This is a genomic window from Mesorhizobium sp. Ca11 (genome assembly GCF_020165275.1).
Classification (GTDB): Bacteria; Pseudomonadota; Alphaproteobacteria; order Rhizobiales; family Rhizobiaceae; genus Mesorhizobium.
In genome coordinates, this window is sequence record NZ_JAIUHU010000001.1 from 493,170 (window position 1) to 511,192 (window position 18,023).

Below are 18,023 nucleotides of genomic sequence, written 5' to 3' on the forward strand. Positions count from 1 at the left end.
TGCCGCCGGACACCGGAAACGGATCGGACGCGTTTAAATTGCAAGGCCTTGTGCCTTGCATTTTTTTTGTGCAATCATCTGCTTAGCGCGATCATCTGCCAAACAGCGTCAGCCATGGTTAGCCGTCGAATTCGGAAGCCGGCTTCCGAATTCAACCTTGGCGCGCGTATGCTGCTTAATACTTGCGGAGACTGTATCTTCAGCGTCAGTGATGGGCATTCGGACTAAAGTCCGGCATGATCCGCATGATATCGTCGAAGCTGAATCCCAGGCCCATCGTCAGGCCGTAGAGAATGCCCATCACGACCACCGTCACGATCGTCGCGCGGGCGAAGGCGCGCAGCATGTGCGGGCCGCGCGGTGCGCTGGAAACGGTGCCAAGCGTGACATCCTGGTCGTCGTCCTGGGTGCGCAGGCTGAACGGCAGAACGACGAACAGCACCAGCCACCAGGTGACGAAGAACAGCGCGGCGAACAGGATCCAGTTCATGCCTGCTCCAGTTCGACCAGCGTGCCGAAGAAATCCTTGGGATGCAGGAACAGCACCGGCTTGCCATGCGCGCCGATCTTCGGATTGCCGTCGCCAAGCACACGCGCGCCGCTTTGCTTCAAATGATCGCGGGCGGCTAGGATATCGTCGACCTCATAGCAGACGTGATGCATGCCGCCCGAAGGGTTCTTCTCGAGGAACGCGGCGATGGGCGATGCCTCGCCCAGCGGTTCCAGCAACTCGATCTTGGTGTTGCCGACATCGACGAACGCCACGCTCACACCATGCTCCGGCAGCGCCTGCGGCTCGCTCAGCCGCGCGCCCAGCGTATCCCGATAGGCTGCCATTGCCGCGGCCAGATCCGGCACGGCAAGCGCGACATGGTTCAGGCGTCCAAGCATCGGCGGTTTCCTCAGGCAGTAGGCAGTAGGCAGTAGGCAGTAGGCAGTAGGCAGTAGGCAGTAGAGAAGAAGCAAATTTGGCGAGCTAAAAAGCAATCGCCTTTCCTATTGCCTACTGCCTAGTCCCTACTGCCTACTCCCTCATCTCGTAACAAACACCGTCACCAGCGGCTTCTTGCCCCAGGCTTCGTTGGCGGCGCCGCGCACTGCGCGGCGCACCGCCTCCTGGACCAGGTCGAGGTCTTTTCGGCGCTGACGCGGAATGGAGTCCACCGCGCCGATTGCCGCATCGAGCATCAGGTCCTCCAGCGTCTCGCCGCGGGCGTCCGCTTCGGCGACGCCGATCGCCACCAGGTCGGGGTCGCCGGCAAGCTCATATTTGTCGTCGAGCACGACATTGACCGCGACATGCCCGGCGAAGGAAAGCTTGCGGCGGTCGCGTATACCCATCGCCTGGTCGGTGCCGATCAGCGAGCCATCCTTGTAGAGCCGGCCGAACGGAACCTGGTCGATGATCGTCGCCGGCCCTGGCCAGAGCCTCAGCATGTCGCCGTCGCGCACCTGCGCCACCTGGCCGATGCCCGACATCGACATCAGCGAGCCCTGCGCCACCAGATGCGCCGCCTCGCCATGCACGGGAACGCCGATCTGCGGCCGCACCCATTCATACATCTTGCGCAATTCGCTGCGGCGCGGGTGACCGGAGACATGCACCAGCGCGTCGCCGTCCTCGATGATCTTCATGCCGAGATCGATCAGCCGGTTCTTGATCTCGAGAATTCCCTTCTCGTTGCCGGGAATGGTGCGCGAGGAAAACACCACCGTGTCGCCGGCCGTCAGCGCCACCGACTTCATCTCGTCGCGCGAAAGCTTGGCAAGCGCAGCCAGCGGCTCGCCCTGGCTGCCGGTGCAGATGATCACCAGGTTCTCGCGCGGGATATAGCCATAGTCCTCCTCGGCGATGAACTCCGGCAGCCCGTCCATGTAGCCGAGCTCGCCCGCCACATCGATAACGCGCTTCAGCGATCGGCCGAGCACGAGGCATTGCCGGCCGGCATCGCGCGCCGCCTTGGCGATCGAGACGATGCGCCCGACATTGGAGGAGAAGGTCGTGACCGCGACGCGCCCCTTCGCGCTCTCAATGACGCCCTTGAGGCCTTCCCCGACAGCGACTTCCGACGGCGACTCCCCTTCCCTCAGCGCGTTGGTGGAATCGCAGATCAGCGCCAGCACGCCCTTGTCGCCATAGGCGCGGAAACGCGCCTCGTCGGTCTTCGGGCCGATCGTCGGCGCCGGGTCTATCTTCCAGTCGCCGGTATGGATGACGGTGCCGGCGGGCGTGGTGATCGCCAGCGACATCGGCTCGGGAATCGAATGCGCCACTGGAATGGCCTCGATCTCGAAAGGTCCGATGGTGAATTTCTCGCCGGCCCGGTAGATCGACGCCGGGATCTTCGGCGCGCCCTGCTCGCCCTGCCGCTTGGCCTCGAGCAGGCCGGCGGTGAACGGCGTCATCCAGACCGGGACTTTAAGCTTCGGCCAAATATCGAGCAGCGCCCCGTAATGATCCTCATGCGCGTGAGTGATGACGATGCCGCGCAGGCCGTCGATATTCTCCTCGATGAAGCGCGTATCGGGCAGGATGAGATCAACGCCGGGATGTGCCGAGTCCGGAAAGGTGACGCCGACATCGACGATGATCCATTCGCGCGCATCGGCGGGCCCATAGCCGTAAAGGGCGAAGTTCATGCCGATCTCGCCGACGCCGCCCAGCGGCGCGAAGACGAGCTCGGCGTTTTCCTTATTCGCCATCAATTCTTTCCTTCCTGGCCGCTTTGGCCAAGCCGTTGGCGCAAACCCGGGAAAAGCGTGTCACGGCTTTCGGTACGGAATTGCACAAAAACAAAATTATACCCGGGCCGAGGCGACCGCGCCGAAATGCACGTCGCCGGCCGCGATCGTCAAAACCGATCCCTCATCGTCGCGGATCACAAAACGGCAGTCCTCGTCAATGGTTTCGAAGACGCCGCGCACCACATTGCCGTCAATTCTGACAGCAACCTCGCCGCCGAGCCCTGCCGCGCGGGCAAGCCAGCGCTTTCTGATAGCATCGAGCCCGCGCCCGTCATCCCATAGCCGGGCATTCTCGCTCCAGGCATCCGAAAGCGCCAGGAACAGCGTTTCGGCATCGCAAGTCGCGCCCAGCGCCCGCAGCGACGTCGCCGGATAAGGCAAATCCTCAGGGTAAGCCACGACATTGACGCCGATACCGATGGCGACGGCAAAGCGGCCGCCATCGAGCATCGCCGATTCCAACAGGATGCCAGCAAGCTTGGCGCCCGACGCCAGCACGTCGTTCGGCCATTTCAATTCGAAGCGGTTGCGGCCCTGGCTCGCGCCGTCGACGGCGACGGCGATCCGGCCCTTCGGCACGACGGCGTCGAGCGCGTCGGCCAGCGCAAGCCCGGCGACAAAGCCGAGCGTCGCGGTAAGCCGGAGCTCGCCGCCCGGAACCAGAAGCAGCGTCGCCGCGAGATTGCCTTCTGGCGTTGCCCAGACACGGCCGCGGCGGCCGCGGCCGCTTTCCTGCTTCTTCGAAACGACCCAGAGCTTGCCGGGATCGCCAGCGCGCGCGTGTTCCAGCGCCAGCGCATTGGTGGAGCCGACGCTGTCATGCGCCTCGAGCCGGAACCCCTCCGACGCCGCGGTTGGAGCCAGCCGAAATGCCATCCCGTCAGAAGAAGGTCTTGGCGGCGGCTTCGGCATAGCTGCCGATCGGCCCGCCGATCAGCACATAGAACAGCACGAAGGCGCCGCTGACGCCGAGCACGAGGCGCAGCTCACTGGCCATCGGCACGAAGCCGCCGACCGGCTCGTCGAACCACATGATCTTGATGATGCGCAGATAATAGTAGGCGCCCACCACCGAGGCCAGCACGCCGATAATCGCCAGCGCGTAGAGATGCGCGTTGATGGCGGCGAGGAACACGTACCACTTCCCCCAGAAGCCGGCGAGCGGCGGAATGCCGGCCAGCGAGAACATCAGGACGGTGAGGATGGTGGCCATGATCGGATTGGTCGAGGCGAGACCGGAAAGATCGCTGATCTGCTCGACATTGCCTTCCTTGCGCCGCATGGCGAGGATGAAGGCAAAGGTGCCCAGCGTCATCACCAGATAGATCAGCATGTAGATGGCGACGCCGCGCACGCCGGCCTGGCTGTTGGCGGCAAGGCCGACCAGCGCATAGCCCATATGGCCGATCGAGGAATAGGCCATCAGGCGCTTGATGTTGGTCTGGCCGATGGCCGCGAAGGCGCCAAGCGCCATCGAAGCGATCGAGATGAAGACGACGATCTGCTGCCAGTCCGAGGCGATCGGCTTGAAGGCGCCCATGGTGACGCGCACGATCAGCGCCATCGCCGCCATCTTCGGGGCGGCTGCCAGGAAGGCGGTGATCGGCGTCGGCGCCCCCTCATAGACATCCGGCGTCCACATATGGAACGGCACGGCCGAGATCTTGAAGGCGAGGCCTGCCAACACGAACACCAGGCCGAAGACGAGGCCGAGCTGGCGGTCGCCGCTGCCAAGAGCCGTCGCGATTTCCTGGAAGCCGGTATTGCCGGTGTAGCCGTAAACGAGGCTGATGCCGTAGAGCAGCATGCCCGACGACAGCGCGCCGAGGACGAAGTATTTCAGGCCGGCTTCGGTCGAGCGCAGATTGTCGCGGTTGATCGCCGCCAGCACATAGATCGCCAGCGACTGCAGCTCGAGCCCGAGATAAAGCCCGATCATGCCGTTGGCCGAAATCATCAACATCATGCCGAGCGTGCAGAGCAACACCAGAACCGGGAATTCGAACTTGTCGAAATGCTCCTGGCGCGCGAAGCGCATCGACATGACCAGCGTCACCGCCGATCCGATCAGCGCCAGCATCTTCATGAAGGCGCTGAAGGAATCCTGCACGAAGGCGCCGCCATAAGCTGCGCCTTGCGTGCCGGAGAAGCCAAGCCACAGTCCGGCCACCACCAGCACGAGGACGGCCAGGCCGGTCACGGTCATGGTGTTGTTGGAGCGCGAATAGGCCCCGATCATCAGGAGCGCCAGCGCGCCCACGGCGAGGATCAGTTCCGGCGTCGAGAGCGAAAGGCTGGAGAGAAGGTCCGGCGTCATGGTCTATTCCCCAGTCAGTTCGCCGCCGCGGTCTGCGCGGAATTGATGGATGCGGTGACGTTGGTGACGAGCGTCTTGACCGACTGGGCCGTCGCGTCGAACACCGGCGCCGGGTAGACGCCGAAGAAGATGACCAGCACCACCAGCGGGTAGACGATCGCCTTCTCACGCGGCGAAAGGTCGAGCAGGTTTTTCAGGCTGTCCTTGCTCAGCGCGCCGAAGATCACCCGGCGATAGAGCCACAGTGCGTAGGCCGCCGACAGGATGACGCCGGTGGCGGCGAAGAACGCCACCCAGGTGTTGACCTTGAACACGCCGAGCATGGTCAGGAACTCGCCGATGAAGCCGCTGGTGCCGGGAAGGCCGACATTGGCCATGGTGAAGATCATGAACACGGTGGCGTATTTCGGCATGTTGTTGACCAGGCCGCCATAGGCATCGATCTCGCGCGTGTGCATGCGGTCGTAGATGACGCCGACGCACAGGAACAGCGCGCCCGAGACGAGGCCGTGGCTGAGCATCTGGAAGATCGCGCCCTGCACGCCTTCCTGGTTCATAGCGAAGATGCCCATGGTGACGAATCCCATATGGGCGACCGACGAATAGGCGATCAGCTTCTTCATGTCCTCCTGCATCAGCGCCACCAGCGAGGTATAGATGATGGCGACGACCGAGAGCGTGAACACCAGCGGCGCGAACATCGCCGACGCCTCCGGGAACATCGGCAGCGAGAAGCGCAGGAAGCCGTACCCGCCCATCTTCAGCAGGATGCCGGCCAGGATGACGGAGCCCGCGGTCGGCGCCTCGACGTGGGCGTCGGGCAGCCAGGTATGTACCGGCCACATCGGCATCTTCACCGCGAAGGAGGCGAAGAAGGCAAGCCACAGCCAGGTCTGCATGTTGGCCGGGAAATTATGCGTCAGAAGCGTCGGGATGTCGGTCGTGCCCGACTGGAAGAACATCGCCATGATGGCGAGCAGCATCAGTACCGAGCCGGCGAGCGTGTAGAGGAAGAACTTGAACGAGGCATAGACGCGCCGCTTGCCGCCCCAGACGCCGATGATGATGAACATCGGAATCAGGCCAGCCTCGAAGAAGACGTAGAACAGCACGATGTCGAGCGCGCAGAACACGCCGATCATCAGCGTCTCGAGGATCAGGAAGGCGATCATATAGGCCTTGACCCGCTTTTCGATCGCATCCCAGGAGGCCAGTATGCAAAGCGGCATCAGGAAGGTGGTCAGGATGACGAACAGCATCGAGATGCCGTCGACGCCCATGTGGTAGGAAATGCCCGAATCCAGCCAGGCGCGCTTCTCGACGAACTGGAAGCCGGCCTGCGAATTGTCGAAGCCCGTCCAGATGAACAGCGAGATGACGAAGGTGAACGCCGTCGTGATGAAGGCGATCGCGCGGATGTTGCGGCGCGCGTTTTCGCTGTCGTCGCTGATGAACAGGATGAGCAGAACACCAACCAGCGGCAGGAAGGTGACCAGCGAGAGGATTGGCCAGTCGGTCATCAGAGCATCATCCAGGTGACGAGAGCGGCCACGCCGATCAGCATGGCGAAGGCATAGTGGTAGAGATAGCCGGTCTGCAGCTTGACGACCCTGTTGGTGACGTCGACGACGCGCGCCGAGATGCCGTCGGGGCCGAGGCCGTCGATGACGGCGCCGTCTCCGGTCTTCCACAGGAACCTGCCGAGGCGCTTCGCCGGCCGCACGAACAGGAAGTCGTAGAGCTCGTCGAAATACCATTTGTTGAGCAGGAAGGCATAAAGCAGGCGATGATTGGCGGCGACGCTTCTGGGAAGTTCCGGCGAGCGAATATAGAATTTCCAGGCCACCGCGAGGCCGATCAGCATGGCGACGAACGGGGCGAGCTCGACCCAGAGCGGCAATTCGTGGATCTCATGCAGGATGTGGTTTTCCGGCAGCGTGAACAGCGAAGCCTTCCAGAATTCGGCGTAACCCTCGCCGATGAAGGCGCCGTGGAAGATGATACCGGCAAACAGCGCGCCGGCGGCCAGCACATAGAGCGGCACCAGCATCACCGGCGGCGATTCGTGGACATGGTGCATGACCTCGTGGCTGGCGCGCGGCTCGCCGTGGAAGGTCATGAAGATCAGCCGCCAGGAATAGAAGCTGGTGAAGCAGGCGGCGACCACCAGCAGGATAAAGGCGAAGCCGGCGACCGCGTTGTGGCTGGCGAACGAGGTCGCGATGATGGCGTCCTTGGAGAAGAAGCCGGCGGTGCCGATCACCGTTGCCGGAATGCCGACGCCGGTCAGCGCCAGCGTGCCGACGATCATCATCCAGTAGGTCGCCGGGATGAGCCTGCGCAGGCCGCCCATCTTGCGCATGTCCTGCTCGTCGGACACGGCATGGATGACCGAGCCGGAGCCGAGGAACAGCAGCGCCTTGAAGAAGGCGTGCGTGAAAAGGTGGAAGATCGCCGCGCCATAAGCGCCGACGCCTAGCGCCACGAACATGTAGCCGAGCTGCGAGCAGGTCGAATAGGCGATGACGCGCTTGATGTCGTTCTGGACGAGGCCGACGGTCGCCGCGAAGAAGGCGGTGAATGCGCCGATGAAAGTGACGACGGTCAGCGCCGAATGCGACAGTTCGAACAGCGGCGAAAGCCTCGCCAGCATGAACACGCCGGCGGTCACCATTGTCGCCGCGTGGATGAGCGCGGAGACCGGCGTCGGGCCTTCCATCGCGTCCGGCAGCCAAGTGTGCAGCGGCACCTGCGCCGACTTGCCCATGGCTCCCATGAAGAGCAGCAGGCAGACCACCGTCAGCGCCGTCTGTTTGTCGAGCGCTTGGCCGAGGAAAGTGAGCACGGCAGCACCCGCTGGCGCGCCTTCGGCCGGCAGGAAGGATGCGGCATTGGCGAACACGGTGCTCAGATTGACCGAGCCGAACAGCACGAACACGCCGAAGATGCCGAGCGCGAAGCCGAAGTCGCCGACGCGGTTGACGACAAAAGCCTTGATGGCGGCGGCATTGGCCGACGGCTTCTTGTACCAGAAGCCGATCAGCAGATACGAGGCGAGACCGACGCCCTCCCAGCCGAAGAACATCTGGATGAGGTTGTCGGCCGTCACCAGCATCAGCATCGCGAAGGTGAACAGCGACAGATAGGCGAAGAAACGCGGCCGGTTCGGATCGTAGTGCATGTAGCCGATCGAGTAGATATGGACCAGCGCCGACACGGTGTTGACGACGACCAGCATAACCACCGTCAGCGTATCGATCCTGAGTGCCCAGGAGGCATCGATGCCGCCCGACTGGATCCAGCGCAGCACCGGCACGGTGAACACCTCGCCATGGCCGAAGCCGACGGTGAAGAAGGCAACCCACGACAGCACCGCCGCGATCACCAGGAAGCCGGAGGTGATGTATTCGGAAGCCTTGGCGCCGAGCGAATTGCCGAACAGGCCGACAATCAGGAAGCCTAGCAGCGGAAGGAAGACGATAGCCTGATACATGATGGTTCCCGTCAACCCTTCATCGCGCTCACGTCTTCGACCGCGATCGAGCCGCGGTTGCGGAAGAAGACGACAAGAATGGCAAGTCCGATCGCGGCTTCAGCGGCTGCGACCGTCAGCACGAACAGGGCAAAGACCTGTCCGACAAGGTCATGCAGCGCCGCCGAGAAAGCGACGAAGTTGATATTGACCGCAAGCAGGATGAGCTCGATCGACATCAGGATGACGATGATGTTGCGGCGGTTCAGGAAGATGCCGAACACGCCGAGCGTGAACAGGATCGCCGATACGGTCAGATAATGTGCAATGCCGACGACCATCTCAGATACCCTCGCCCGATTTGACCTTGCGGATTTCCATGCCCGTCGCCGGCGTGCGGGCGACCTGCGCGGCGATCGACTGCCGCTTGACGCCTTCCTTGTGGCGCAGCGTCAAGACAATGGCGCCGATCATGGCGACCAGCAGCACAAGGCCGGAAATCTGGAAATAATAGAGGTAGTCCGTATAGAGGATGTCGCCGAGCGCCGCCGTATTGGAGCGCGTGGCGAGATCCGGCGTCTCCTTGGCGACCGTCGAGGCGAGCTGCGGCGCAAATGTGTAGCCGCCGAGCACGACGATCAGCTCCGCCGCCAGGATCAGCCCGACCAGCGCGCCGATCGGCGCGTATTGCAGCGCGCCCTCTTTCATCTCGGCGAAGTCGACGTCGAGCATCATGACGACGAACAGGAACAGCACCATAACCGCGCCGACATAGACGACCAGCAGGATCATCGCCAGGAACTCGGCGCCGGTCAGCATGAACAGCCCCGCGGCGTTGAAGAAGGTGAGGATCAGGAACAGCACGGAATGCACGGGGTTGCGCGACGAAATGACCATGAAGGCCGACGCCACGGCGATAAAGGCGAAGAGGTAGAAAAAGGCCGCCTCTAGTCCACTCAGCATGGGTTCCCCCGGGTTCCTGTCCGGACATTAGGCCTGAGCCCCTTGTCCGATATTCGCCGCCGCCTCCGGCTGGCAAAGTTGCGTGTTCCTAGCGCATGTTCCGATCGGGTTGAAAGACCCGATCGAAAGAAACATGCGCCACGTTTTTCATTCCGGAGGATGATCTTGTCCGAAAAGTCTGCAACTTTTCGGGATCATCCTCTGGACGAGGCCCCTGGCCCCGTCCATGCGTCAAATGTCAGCGATACGGCGCATCCAGCGCGATGTTGCGCGCCAGCTCCCGCTCCCAGCGATCGCCGTTCGCGAGCAGCTTTTCCTTGTTGTAGTAGAGCTCCTCGCGCGTCTCGGTCGCGAATTCGAAATTCGGCCCTTCGACGATGGCGTCGACCGGGCAGGCTTCCTGGCAGAAGCCGCAATATATGCACTTCACCATGTCGATGTCGTAGCGCACGGTGCGGCGCGTGCCGTCATTGCGGCGCGGGCCGGCCTCGATGGTGATCGCCTGCGCCGGGCAGATCGCCTCGCAGAGCTTGCAGGCGATGCAGCGTTCCTCGCCGTTCGGATAGCGGCGCAGCGCATGCTCGCCGCGGAAACGCGGGCTGATCGGCCCCTTCTCATGCGGATAGTTGATCGTTTCCTTCGGTGCGAAGAATTGGCGCATCGACAGGAAGAAGGCGCTGACGAAATCCTTCAGCAGCAGCGATTTTGCGGCCTGGGCCAGAGCGGACATCACGCAAACCCCGTGATCTTGAGGAAGGCCGCGGTGGCCACGACCATGAACAGCGAGATCGGCAGGAAGACTTTCCAGCCCAGCCGCATCAGCTGGTCGTAGCGGTAGCGCGGCACAAAAGCCTTCACCATGGAGAACATGAAGAACATCAGGCAGATCTTCAGCACGAACCAGATCACCCCAGGTATCCAGGTGAAGGGCGCGAAGTTGAACGGCGGCAGCCAGCCGCCGAGGAACAGGATGGTCGCCAGCGCGCACATCAGCACGACGGCGACATACTCGCCGAGGAAGAAGAGCAGGAACGGCGTCGACGAATATTCGACCATGTGGCCGGCGACCAGCTCCGATTCCGCTTCCACCAGGTCGAAGGGCGGACGGTTCGTCTCGGCAAGCGCGGAAATGAAGAACACCACGAACATCGGCAACAGCGACAGCCAGTGCCAGTCGAGGAAGGTGTTGGGCAGGCCGAGCCGCGTGCCGAGACCGTCCTGCTGCGACATGACGATGTCGGAGAGGTTGAGCGAGCCGACGGTGAGCAGCACGGTGACGATGACGAAGCCGATCGAGACTTCGTAGGACACCATCTGCGCGGCCGAGCGCAACGCGCCGAGGAACGGATATTTCGAGTTGGACGCCCAGCCGCCCATGATCACGCCATAGACCTCGAGCGAGGAGATGGCGAAGACATAAAGGATGCCGACATTGATGTTGGCGATCGCCCAGCCCTCATTGACCGGAATGACAGCCCAGGCCGAAATCGCCAGCACCGCCGACACCAGCGGCGCCAGAAGGAACACGCCCTTGTTGGCGCCCGACGGGATCACCGGCTCCTTGAAGACGAATTTCAGAAGGTCGGCAAAGGCCTGCAGCGTTCCCCATGGACCAACGACGTTCGGCCCACGCCGCAATTGCACCGCCGCCCAGATCTTGCGGTCGGCATAAAGCAGATAGGCGACGCCGATCAGAAGCACGACGATCAGCACGACCGACTTCAACAGGATCAGCAGCGTCGGCAGCACATAGAAGGAGAAGAAGGTGTCCATGCTTATTCCGCCGCCTGCTTGAAGCCGCTCTTGGCCAGCGCCGAGCATTCGGCCATCACGGCCGACGCCCGCGCGATCGGGTTGGTGAGATAAAAATCCTTCACCGGCGAGGTGAACGTGCCCTTGTTAAGCCGGCCGCCGAGCTTCGCCACCTTGGCGATGTCGTCGCCGCTGCCCGCTTGCACCTGGTCGATGCGGGCGAGGTGCGGGAATTCGCCATAGAGCTTGGCACGCAGCTGCGCCAGCGAATCGAAGGGCAGCTTCTTGCCGAGCACGTCGGAGAGCGCCCGCAGGATCGCCCAGTCCTCGCGCGCCTCGCCAGGGGCGAAGCCGGCGCGGTTGGTCTGCTGCACGCGGCCTTCCGTGTTGACATAGGTGCCCGACTTCTCGGTATAGGCCGCGGCCGGCAGGATGACATTGGCGCGGTGCGCGCCGGCATCGCCATGCGTGCCGATATAGACGACGAAGGCGCCGCCGGTCTTGGCCATGTCGATCTCGTCGGCGCCGAGCAGGAAGAGCACATCGGTGTCGCCCAGCATGCCGGCGACGTTCTTGCCGCCCTCGCCCGGTACGAAGCCGACATCGAGGCCGCCGACTCTTGCCGCTGCGTTGTGCAGCACCGCAAAGCCGTTCCACTCGGCCGTGACCGCGTTGACGGCGGCCGCGAGCCTGGCTGCCTGGCCGAGCACCGCTGCGCCGTCGGTGCGCGCCAGCGCGCCCTGGCCCACGATGATCAGCGGATGCGTGGCCTTGCTCAGCACCTCGAAGAACCTGCCGTTGCCGTCGGCAAGGTCCTTGAGCGATTCCGGGCCGGCGCCGATCAGCTCATAGTCGTAGCGTGTGTCGCCGATCTCGCCGATGACGCCGACCGGCAGATTGCCGACGCGCCAGCGCTTGCGGATGCGAGCGTTGAGCACCGAGGCCTCGAAGCGCGGATTGGCGCCGATGATCAGCACCGCATCGGCCTGCTCGATGCCTTCGATGGTCGGGTTGAAGATGTAGCTGGCGCGGCCGAGCGACGGGTCGAGCGCTGCTCCATCCTGGCGGCAGTCGATGTTCTTCGAGCCGAGCGCGGCCATCAGCAGCTTGAGCGCGTAGATTTCCTCGACCGCGGCGAGATCGCCGGCGATGGCGCCGATCCGCTCGGGCGCGGTCTTTGCAACCTCGTCCTTGATCGCCGCGAAGGCTTCCGCCCAGCTTGCCGAAACGAGCCTGCCGTTCTTGCGCACGTAAGGGCGGTCTAGGCGCTGCGTGCGCAGGCCGTCCCAGATGAAGCGGGTCTTGTCGGAGATCCACTCCTCGTTCACCGCCTCGTTGACGCGCGGCAGGATGCGCATCACTTCACGGCCTCTGGAGTCGACGCGGATCGCCGAGCCGACGGCGTCCATCACGTCGATCGATTCCGTCTTGGTCAGTTCCCACGGCCGCGCCTGGAAGGCGAAGGGCTTGGAGGTCAGGGCGCCGACCGGGCACAAATCGATGACGTTGCCCTGCAGCTCCGACGTCATCGCCTGTTCGAGATAGGTGGTGATCTCGGCATCCTCGCCGCGGCCGATCAGGCCGAGCTCGGAAATGCCGGCGACCTCGGTGGTGAAGCGGACGCAGCGCGTGCAATGGATGCAGCGGTTCATCACCGTCTTGACCAGCGGGCCGATATACTTGTCCTCGACCGCGCGCTTGTTCTCATGATAGCGCGAGGAATCGACGCCGAAGGCCATCGCCTGGTCCTGCAGATCGCATTCGCCGCCCTGGTCGCAGATCGGGCAATCGAGCGGATGGTTGATCAGCAGGAACTCCATCACGCCTTCGCGGGCCTTCTTGACCATCGGCGTGTTGGTGAAGATTTCCGGCGGCTCGCCATTGGGGCCGGGACGCAGGTCGCGCACGCCCATGGCGCAGGAGGCCTGCGGCTTGGGCGGACCGCCCTTTACCTCGATCAGGCACATGCGGCAATTGCCGGCGATCGACAGCCGCTCGTGGAAGCAGAAGCGCGGCACTTCCGCGCCGGCGTCCTCGGCCGCCTGCAGCAGCGTGTAATGGTCGGGTACCGTGATCTCTTTCCCGTCGACCTTTAGCTTTGCCATTCGCCTCAAACCTCTGCGGATGTCCCGCAATCTATCCTTCCGGGCGCGACTGAAGCCGCGCCCGGCATTTCAATTCACTTCTTCGCGGCGAGCGCCGCGGCCTGGGCAGTCCAGTTGTCGCGGCCGATGCGGCCGGCGAGCGACAGGTAATCTTCCACCCAGGCGATCTCTTCCGACGTCCAGGCGGCGATCTGGCCATAGGTCCAGATGCCGAGACCGTTGAGCACCTTTTCCAGCTTCGGTCCGATACCCGAAATCGCCTTCAGGTCCGACGGCTTCGCCGGCTTATCGACGGCCTTAGGCTGCCTGAAATCCTCGGGCATCAGCCCCGTTGCGGCCGGTTGGGCGACAATATCGGCCCCGGTCGCGTCGAGCGCCTTCTCGGTCGCGTTCGCCGCTATATCGGTCACATCCTGGGCGAAGGTCTGAGCCCTGGCGATCAACGTCTCGGTCGCCTTGCGCGCCTTGGAGGCGTTGGCGGCCGCTTCGTGCTGCGCCTCGAGATCGTCGAGGAAAGGCTGGAACATGCGCTGCGAAGCCTCCAGCGCGCCGGTGAACGCGCCCATCCACATGCCGACGGCGTGGTTGGCCAGACCGATGCTGAGCGCCGACATCGCGGCGGCACCCGCGACTGGATGCGCCAGAAGGTTGACGGCGCTGGCCATCTCCTTCGGCATCATCTTGGTCAGGTCCTGGTTCATCTTCTCGAGTTGGTCCAAATCAGGCACGAACGGATAGGGTATCGAATACGGCGCCATAGAGATCTCCTGGTCGTTTCTTCGTATGCCCGCCCCAGTTTTTCAGTCTTCGGGCCAAGCCCGTATTTCGTAGTCTTATTCCGCCGCCACCATCACCGGCTCGACCCGGTGCGCGTTGCGCGAAAACTCGTCGATGCGGCGTTCCACCTCGCCGCGGAAATGCCGCATCAGGCCCTGGATCGGCCAGGCAGCCGCGTCGCCCAGCGCGCAGATCGTGTGGCCCTCAACCTGCTTGGTGACGTCGAGCAGCATGTCGATCTCGCGCTTCTGCGCCTCGCCGCGCACCAGCCGCTCCATCACCCGCCACATCCAGCCGGTGCCTTCGCGGCACGGCGTGCACTGGCCGCAGCTCTCATGCTTGTAGAAGTAGGAAAGCCTGGCGATCGCCTTCACGATATCCGTCGACTTGTCCATGACGATGACGGCGGCCGTGCCGAGGCCGGATTTCAGGTCGCGCAGCGCGTCGAAATCCATCGGCGCATCGATGATCTGCTCGGCCGGCACCAGCGGCACTGAAGCGCCGCCCGGAATGACCGCGAGCAGATTGTCCCAGCCGCCGCGGATGCCGCCGCAATGCGTCTCGATCAGCTCGCGGAACGGGATCGACATCGCTTCTTCGAAAGTGCACGGATTGTTGACGTGGCCGGACACGCAGAACAGCTTGGTGCCGGCATTGTTCGGGCGACCGAAGGACGAGAACCAGGCGGCGCCCCGGCGCAGGATGGTCGGCGCCACCGCGATCGATTCGACGTTGTTGACGGTGGTCGGGCAGCCATAGAGGCCGACATTGGCCGGGAATGGCGGCTTCAGCCGCGGCTGGCCCTTCTTGCCTTCCAGGCTTTCGAGCAGCGCCGTCTCCTCGCCGCAGATATAGGCGCCGGCGCCATGATGCATGTAGATATCGAAGTCGTAGCCGGATGTGTTGTTCTTGCCGATCAGCTTGGCCGCGTAAGCCTCGTCGATGGCGCGCTGCAGCGCCTCACGCTCGCGGATGAACTCGCCGCGCACATAGATGTAGGCGGCGATCGCGCCCATCGCGAAGCCGGCGACCAGCGCGCCTTCGACCAGCGTGTGCGGATCGTTGCGCAGGATATCGCGGTCCTTGCAGGTGCCGGGCTCGGATTCGTCGGCATTGATGACGAGATAGCTCGGCCGTCCGTCGCTCTGCTTGGGCATGAACGACCATTTCAATCCGGTCGGGAAGCCGGCGCCGCCGCGCCCGCGCAGGCCCGACGCCTTCATCTCGTTGATGATCCAGTCGCGGCCTTTGGCGACGAGGCCTGGCGTGTCGTCCCAGATGCCGCGCGACTGCGCGCCGGCCAGCGACTTGTCGAACAGGCCGTAGATGTTGGTGAAGATGCGGTCTTTGTCCTGAAGCATTTTTCGTCCCTCAGACCGGCTTCTTGCCGAAGACGCGGATGTATTCGGCGACGCCGCCCTTGGCGAGCGCCTTGGCCTGCTTCACCCAGTCGTCGCGCTCGATGCGGCCGCGGAAATTGAGATAGCCGTCGACCCATTCGCGCTCGGCTTTCTTCCAGGCGGCGACCTGCGCGAAGGTGTAGATGCCCAGCGAATGCAGGGTGCCTTCGATCTTCGGGCCGACGCCTGAGATCAGCTTGAGATCGTCGACCGTTGCCGGGCGCTCGATGCCGGCCGGCCGGTTCTTGTCATCGAGCGAAGGTTTCGTCGTCTTGGCGACAGGCTGCTTGGTTTCCGGCGCCTTGAAAGCGGTGGCCGGCTCGGCCTTGGTCTTCGGCCCGCTGCGCGGCTTTGAAACCGCCTCGACTTCCGGAGAAGCCTGATTGGCGTTGGCGGCCGAATGGCGCGGCGCCCTGACGCTGGCGCCATTCTCGGTGGCCGGGGCGACCTTGACCGGCGACGGCGTGTTGAGCGCCGGGCTGGTTTCAGCCGCATGAGTCTTCGGCTTGCTGGATTTTGACGGCCCAACCGGGCCCGAGGCGGCCGGAGCCGGCGCCGAACTTGCCGGCGCAGCGGGTGCCGGGGCTGCGGCGGGAGCTGCAGCCGGCGCCGACGCGAGAGCTTCCTTGGCCGCTTTCGCCGCCGCCCTGGCTTCCTTGTCGCGCGTCGACTTCAGGATCGCCTTTTCGCTGGTCAGCGTCGTCAGCCCGGTAGCCGGCTCGGACCCGTGGCGGCCGTTCTGCGGACCAGGCTTCACCTCGGCGCCCTTGCCGGCGTCGTAGAAATCGATGATCTCAGCCAGCCGCTCAGGCGTCAGGTCCTCGAAAGTGTCCTTGAAGATCATGACCATCGGTGCGTTGACGCAGGCGCCGAGGCATTCGACTTCCTCCCACGACAGCGTGCCCTTGTCGTTGGTGTGGAACTGGTCGTGATGGATTTTCGACCTGCATACATCCATCAGCGCTTCCGAGCCGCGCAGCATGCAGGGCGTGGTGCCGCAGACCTGGATATGAGCGCGCGTGCCGACCGGATTGAGCTGGTACTGCGTATAGAAAGTCGCGACTTCGAGGCCACGGATGCGCGGCATGCCGAGCATGTCGGAGATCGTCTCGATCGCCGCCTTGGTGACCCAGCCTTCCTGCTCCTGCGCGATCATCAGCAGCGGGATGATGGCCGACTGCTCGCGACCCTTTGGGTATTTGGCGATCCACTGCTGGGCGGCTGCCGCGTTCGCCTCGTTGAAGGCGAAGGTGGCTGGCTGGAGGCTGGCTTCTGCAAGACGGCGGACTGACATTTAGCGATCGACCTCACCAAACACGATGTCGAGGGAGCCAAGCACGGCAGTGACGTCGGCCAGCATGTGGCCGCGGCACAGGAAATCCATGGCTTGCAGATGCGCGAAACCGGGCGCGCGCAGCTTGCAGCGATAGGGCTTGTTGGTGCCGTCGGAGACCAGGTAGACGCCGAATTCGCCCTTCGGCGCCTCGACGGCCGCATAGACCTCGCCGGCCGGCACGCGGTAGCCCTCGGTATAGAGCTTGAAGTGATGGATCAGCGCTTCCATCGAGCGCTTCATTGCGGCGCGCTTCGGCGGCACAACCTTGCCGTCGAGGTTCGACACCGGGCCGGCGCTTTCCTTGCCGAGCAAGAGATCGACGCATTGGCGCATGATCCTGGCCGACTGGCGCATCTCTTCCATGCGCACAAGGTAACGGTCGTAGCAGTCGCCGTTCTTGCCGATCGGAATGTCGAAATCCATCTCGGAATAGCATTCATAGGGCTGCGATTTGCGCAGGTCCCAGGCGGCGCCCGAGCCGCGCACCATCACGCCCGAAAAGCCCCACGCCCAGGCGTCGGCCAGCGACACCGTGCCGATATCGACATTGCGCTGCTTGAAGATGCGATTGCCGGTCAAGAGCGCGTCGAGATCGTCGATCGACTTCAGGAACGGGTCGATCCACTTGCCGATGTCCTCGACCAACTTCTGCGGCAGGTCCTGGTGCACGCCGCCCGGCCGGAAATAGGCCGCATGCATGCGCGAGCCCGAGGCGCGCTCGTAAAACACCATTAGCTTTTCGCGTTCGACGAAGCCCCACAGCGGCGGCGTCAGCGCACCGACGTCCATGGCCTGCGTCGTCACATTCAAGATGTGCGACATGATGCGGCCCATCTCGGAATAGAGCACCCGGATCAGTTGGCCGCGCTTCGGCACCTCGATGCCGAGCAGGCGCTCGGCCGCGAGCGCGAAGGCATGCTCCTGGTTCATCGGCGCGCAATAGTCGAGCCGGTCGAGATAGGGCACGGCCTGCAGATAAGTCTTGGCCTCGATCAGCTTCTCGGTGCCGCGATGCAGCAGACCGATATGCGGATCGACGCGGTCGACCACCTCGCCGTCCAGCTCCAGCACCAGGCGCAAAACGCCATGCGCCGCAGGATGCTGCGGACCGAAGTTGATGTTGAAGTTGCGGACGGAGGTTTCAGCCATGGGTCGC

The 18,023-nt window shown here is 63.6% G+C and carries 16 protein-coding genes; all 16 read right to left on the minus strand.

What is annotated here, in order from left to right:
• Window positions 1-205: 205 nt before the first annotated feature.
• The 16 genes from LB538_RS02395 to LB538_RS02470 all read right to left on the minus strand — a co-directional run bounded on the left by LB538_RS02395 (window position 206) and on the right by LB538_RS02470 (window position 18,016).
• A complete protein-coding gene (locus LB538_RS02395; RefSeq protein WP_095764873.1) occupies window positions 206-490 on the minus strand; it encodes a DUF1467 family protein in 285 nt (94 codons plus the stop codon).
• A complete protein-coding gene (gene mce, locus LB538_RS02400) occupies window positions 487-891 on the minus strand; it encodes a methylmalonyl-CoA epimerase (protein WP_140542006.1) in 405 nt (134 codons plus the stop codon). The genes LB538_RS02395 and mce overlap by 4 nt, the downstream gene beginning before the upstream one ends.
• A gap of 141 nt (window positions 892-1,032) precedes the next feature.
• Window positions 1,033-2,703: a ribonuclease J gene (locus LB538_RS02405; RefSeq protein ID WP_224522757.1), complete on the minus strand. Its 1,671-nt coding sequence runs from the start codon at window positions 2,701-2,703 to the stop codon at window positions 1,033-1,035.
• A 96-nt stretch (window positions 2,704-2,799) separates the two neighbouring features.
• A complete protein-coding gene (locus LB538_RS02410; RefSeq protein ID WP_224522758.1) occupies window positions 2,800-3,621 on the minus strand; it encodes a biotin--[acetyl-CoA-carboxylase] ligase in 822 nt (273 codons plus the stop codon).
• 4 nt (window positions 3,622-3,625) lie between these two features.
• Window positions 3,626-5,062 carry an NADH-quinone oxidoreductase subunit NuoN gene (gene nuoN, locus LB538_RS02415; RefSeq protein WP_224522759.1) on the minus strand — a complete coding sequence of 479 codons (1,437 nt, stop codon included), beginning with the start codon at window positions 5,060-5,062 and terminating at the stop codon, window positions 3,626-3,628.
• A gap of 14 nt (window positions 5,063-5,076) precedes the next feature.
• Entirely contained in the window at window positions 5,077-6,582 is a 1,506-nt protein-coding gene (locus LB538_RS02420; RefSeq protein WP_224522760.1) for an NADH-quinone oxidoreductase subunit M, read from the minus strand.
• Window positions 6,582-8,555, minus strand: a complete 1,974-nt coding sequence (nuoL, locus tag LB538_RS02425) for an NADH-quinone oxidoreductase subunit L (RefSeq protein ID WP_140839938.1) — start codon at window positions 8,553-8,555, stop codon at window positions 6,582-6,584. The genes LB538_RS02420 and nuoL overlap by 1 nt, the downstream gene beginning before the upstream one ends.
• A gap of 11 nt (window positions 8,556-8,566) precedes the next feature.
• A complete protein-coding gene (nuoK, locus tag LB538_RS02430; RefSeq protein WP_027168992.1) occupies window positions 8,567-8,875 on the minus strand; it encodes an NADH-quinone oxidoreductase subunit NuoK in 309 nt (102 codons plus the stop codon).
• Between the two features lies 1 nt (window position 8,876).
• Window positions 8,877-9,497 carry an NADH-quinone oxidoreductase subunit J gene (locus LB538_RS02435; protein WP_224522761.1) on the minus strand — a complete coding sequence of 207 codons (621 nt, stop codon included), beginning with the start codon at window positions 9,495-9,497 and terminating at the stop codon, window positions 8,877-8,879.
• 238 nt (window positions 9,498-9,735) lie between these two features.
• A complete protein-coding gene (gene nuoI / locus LB538_RS02440) occupies window positions 9,736-10,227 on the minus strand; it encodes an NADH-quinone oxidoreductase subunit NuoI (RefSeq protein ID WP_095764866.1) in 492 nt (163 codons plus the stop codon).
• Window positions 10,227-11,270: an NADH-quinone oxidoreductase subunit NuoH gene (nuoH, locus tag LB538_RS02445; protein ID WP_095764865.1), complete on the minus strand. Its 1,044-nt coding sequence runs from the start codon at window positions 11,268-11,270 to the stop codon at window positions 10,227-10,229. The genes nuoI and nuoH overlap by 1 nt, the downstream gene beginning before the upstream one ends.
• A 2-nt stretch (window positions 11,271-11,272) precedes the next feature.
• Window positions 11,273-13,354, minus strand: a complete 2,082-nt coding sequence (nuoG, locus tag LB538_RS02450) for an NADH-quinone oxidoreductase subunit NuoG (protein WP_224522762.1) — start codon at window positions 13,352-13,354, stop codon at window positions 11,273-11,275.
• A gap of 74 nt (window positions 13,355-13,428) precedes the next feature.
• Window positions 13,429-14,112 carry an NADH-ubiquinone dehydrogenase gene (locus tag LB538_RS02455; RefSeq protein WP_095764863.1) on the minus strand — a complete coding sequence of 228 codons (684 nt, stop codon included), beginning with the start codon at window positions 14,110-14,112 and terminating at the stop codon, window positions 13,429-13,431.
• A 75-nt stretch (window positions 14,113-14,187) separates the two neighbouring features.
• Window positions 14,188-15,492 (minus strand): NADH-quinone oxidoreductase subunit NuoF, encoded by a 1,305-nt coding sequence (gene nuoF, locus LB538_RS02460; protein WP_095764862.1) that lies wholly within the window; start codon window positions 15,490-15,492, stop codon window positions 14,188-14,190.
• 10 nt (window positions 15,493-15,502) lie between these two features.
• A complete protein-coding gene (locus LB538_RS02465) occupies window positions 15,503-16,825 on the minus strand; it encodes an NADH-quinone oxidoreductase subunit E (protein WP_224522763.1) in 1,323 nt (440 codons plus the stop codon).
• Window positions 16,826-18,016 (minus strand): NADH-quinone oxidoreductase subunit D, encoded by a 1,191-nt coding sequence (locus tag LB538_RS02470; protein WP_224522764.1) that lies wholly within the window; start codon window positions 18,014-18,016, stop codon window positions 16,826-16,828.
• Window positions 18,017-18,023 lie beyond the last annotated feature (7 nt).

Excerpts from the sequence above, each read along its gene's own strand:
- LB538_RS02405 (WP_224522757.1), bottom strand. The coding sequence starts at position 2,703 with ATGGCGAATAAGGAAAACGCCGAGCTCGTCTTCGCGCCGCTGGGCGGC.
- nuoL (WP_140839938.1), bottom strand. The coding sequence starts at position 8,555 with ATGTATCAGGCTATCGTCTTCCTTCCGCTGCTAGGCTTCCTGATTGTC.
- LB538_RS02470 (WP_224522764.1), bottom strand. The coding sequence starts at position 18,016 with ATGGCTGAAACCTCCGTCCGCAACTTCAACATCAACTTCGGTCCGCAG.
- LB538_RS02435 (WP_224522761.1), bottom strand. The coding sequence starts at position 9,497 with ATGCTGAGTGGACTAGAGGCGGCCTTTTTCTACCTCTTCGCCTTTATC.
- LB538_RS02420 (WP_224522760.1), bottom strand. The coding sequence starts at position 6,582 with ATGACCGACTGGCCAATCCTCTCGCTGGTCACCTTCCTGCCGCTGGTT.
- nuoH (WP_095764865.1), bottom strand. The coding sequence starts at position 11,270 with ATGGACACCTTCTTCTCCTTCTATGTGCTGCCGACGCTGCTGATCCTG.
- LB538_RS02455 (WP_095764863.1), bottom strand. The coding sequence starts at position 14,112 with ATGGCGCCGTATTCGATACCCTATCCGTTCGTGCCTGATTTGGACCAA.
- LB538_RS02410 (WP_224522758.1), bottom strand. The coding sequence starts at position 3,621 with ATGGCATTTCGGCTGGCTCCAACCGCGGCGTCGGAGGGGTTCCGGCTC.
- nuoI (WP_095764866.1), bottom strand. The coding sequence starts at position 10,227 with ATGTCCGCTCTGGCCCAGGCCGCAAAATCGCTGCTGCTGAAGGATTTC.
- nuoK (WP_027168992.1), bottom strand. The coding sequence starts at position 8,875 with ATGGTCGTCGGCATTGCACATTATCTGACCGTATCGGCGATCCTGTTC.
- LB538_RS02395 (WP_095764873.1), bottom strand. The coding sequence starts at position 490 with ATGAACTGGATCCTGTTCGCCGCGCTGTTCTTCGTCACCTGGTGGCTG.
- nuoF (WP_095764862.1), bottom strand. The coding sequence starts at position 15,492 with ATGCTTCAGGACAAAGACCGCATCTTCACCAACATCTACGGCCTGTTC.
- nuoG (WP_224522762.1), bottom strand. The coding sequence starts at position 13,354 with ATGGCAAAGCTAAAGGTCGACGGGAAAGAGATCACGGTACCCGACCAT.
- mce (WP_140542006.1), bottom strand. The coding sequence starts at position 891 with ATGCTTGGACGCCTGAACCATGTCGCGCTTGCCGTGCCGGATCTGGCC.
- LB538_RS02465 (WP_224522763.1), bottom strand. The coding sequence starts at position 16,825 with ATGTCAGTCCGCCGTCTTGCAGAAGCCAGCCTCCAGCCAGCCACCTTC.
- nuoN (WP_224522759.1), bottom strand. The coding sequence starts at position 5,062 with ATGACGCCGGACCTTCTCTCCAGCCTTTCGCTCTCGACGCCGGAACTG.